The organism is Trinickia sp. (assembly GCF_036503415.1).
Classification (GTDB): Bacteria; Pseudomonadota; Gammaproteobacteria; order Burkholderiales; family Burkholderiaceae; genus Trinickia.
In genome coordinates this window covers 1-2,238 of the sequence record NZ_DASXWY010000091.1, presented here as the reverse complement: position 1 = coordinate 2,238, position 2,238 = coordinate 1, and the positions used below count along the sequence as shown (strand labels likewise).

Genomic DNA, 2,238 nt, shown 5'->3' with positions numbered 1-2,238 from the left:
GCAGCGCATCGCGATAAGGCGACATGCGCTTGGCGAGTGATGTCATTCAGGCTACCCACACAGATTGGCTCGTCCGTAAGAGTGACGTTTGGCAGGAAGCTGGCGAGTGTAGGGACTACCGCCAATCGTCAGCATTCTGTTTCGAAATTTCGGACGATTGGAGGTATAGCTCGCTCCCAACGCAATGCGCGTCCGAAGCAAGCATTCACGAGGCCGGTTATCCTACTGGCACGCGGCTGCCCGCTCGATCTTCATCCGCGTATATTGGCGCGTGGGCAATGCGCGCAGAGCCATTATTTCAAGGCTTCGATCGTGCTCGTGCCGCTGGGTAGCGACAGCTATGAGATCGGGTGCGCCGCAGTTTTGCCGATTACTTCTGCCGCATCATGCTCGATGCCGCGGCGCCGTTGTTATAACGCTGGCAGATCGGCCCTCCGTGGCTCGGCGCCGATGACTTGGATGTTGGAGCGATTGATCTGATGCCGCTGGTGCTGGGTCTGTCGGTCCGCGTCGTCTGATGGCCATTAAGAGCCGAGAGGTAATGCGCGGTGCCTAACATTGCCGGCGCAGATTCATTGGCGAGCGCCGAAATAGGTTGACCAGCGAAGCGGTGTGGGGGTAAAAAACCTAAAATCAGTTGCCATGTTCGCGGCGTTCTCGCCCACGGCGGCGCGGTCAGTATGCGTCGAATACGAGTGCGAGCGCACGGAGCGAAAATCGGGGGGAGTGCGAGATGCGCCCGGCTTGTTCGAGACTTTTGCCGATCAAAACGGGACGATGACTCAATGAACAAGAGCCTCGAAGGCCTACGCGGCGCGGCTGCGCTTATCATCGTCCTCTTTCACCTACAATTCAGCGTGCAAGCGCTGGATGCGGCGCAAGGCGGGTATTTGGCTGTCGACCTGTTCTTCGTGCTGTCCGGATTCGTCATTTGCCGTGCCTACGACGGGCGCATCACCCACCGCAGCGAGTGGTTCGCATTCATGCTTCGGCGCTTTGGCCGCTTGTATCCCGCAAACATTGTCACAACCCTTGCTTATTTTGCGCTGCTGTATTTTGGGCCTCTTTACAGCGCAATGCCGCAAGCCAACGGACATACCCACATTACGTCGCTCGCGGATCTGGTTCCGGCTCTGACCATGACGAATGGGCTGCCGATATCGGGTGAGGTAGTCGGTTTGCCGGTCACATGGTCGACGAGCAACGAATTTTACGTATATATGCTGTTCGGCTTGCTATGTCTCGTATTACGTGCCCGGGCGCGTGTCGCGGCATTCGCAACGCTCGCGTTCGTGGGGTATGCCGCCGCCGTATATGCGTCGCTCGTCACTCACGCCTGCGTGACGACGGGGTGGTGCTACGACATGGTAGGCGACTATGGATGGGCGCGTTGCTTTGCCGGTTTCTTCATCGGAGTCTTGATCGCCAAATACCGTGAGCGTCCGGTCATCGTCTCGTTTGGGCGTCCGCTTACGCAGGTGCTTGCACTCACGCTGGTTTTGGCCGTGATTTTGTCGGGCGCTCGGATTACTGCGCTCGCCGCTCCGATCGTGTTCGCCGTTCTCGTTGCATCGCTGTCGAGCGACAAGGGACCGGTGGCACGCCTCTTTTCTCTGCGTGTGTTCCAGTGGTTGGGTGCTCTGTCGTACTCGGTATATCTGGCGCACGATTTGTTCCGGCCCTACCTGAATATCGCAGCAGCAAGCGCGCATACGGCCGATGAACGTGTCCTGATCGGCATCGCATTCTTGCTTGCTTCATTTGCGTGTGCATACGTACTGCATAAGTACATCGAAAGCCCCTGGCGCGCCCGGTTTGCTAGATGGTCTAGGGGCCACCAAGAGTCGAGAGGCTCGCTAGTCCCGTCTAATACGGTCTCGGCGACCGACAATGGCTGATCGCTGTATTTGTTGTAATCGAAATGCCATTTACCGCGCGCCGCTGAGCAGCGACATCTATGAGATCAGGTCGATGACCGTAATATGCATCTAAGCGCGTCTTGCCCATGACCGCTATCCTTTGACCTTTGCCCCCTGAGGGCTCAACAGTCGGAGGAACCCCATGGAATACCGCAAGCTAGGCCGCACCGGACTGACTGTTTCGCGCCTGTGTCTCGGCACAATGACGTTCGGCTTTCAGACCGACGAAGCGACGTCGGGCCGCATCATGGCAACCGCCGCCGATGCCGGCATTACCTTTTTCGATACGGCCAACGTCTATCCCCTAGGCGGTGGCGAC

At 58.0% G+C, this 2,238-nt stretch carries 2 protein-coding genes and 1 pseudogene; all 3 read left to right on the top strand.

Annotated elements, in window-relative coordinates:
- Window positions 1-222: 222 nt before the first annotated feature.
- Window positions 223-416: pseudogene (locus VGL01_RS13125) on the top strand (sarcosine oxidase subunit gamma family protein); the annotation flags it as partial.
- Window positions 417-785: 369 nt separating this feature from the next.
- Window positions 786-1,898: an acyltransferase gene (locus VGL01_RS13120; RefSeq protein ID WP_331569935.1), complete on the top strand. Its 1,113-nt coding sequence runs from the start codon at window positions 786-788 to the stop codon at window positions 1,896-1,898.
- Between the two features lie 163 nt (window positions 1,899-2,061).
- Window positions 2,062-2,238, top strand: a 177-nt coding sequence (locus VGL01_RS13115) for an aldo/keto reductase (protein ID WP_331569937.1), incomplete at its 3' end; no start/stop codon positions are given.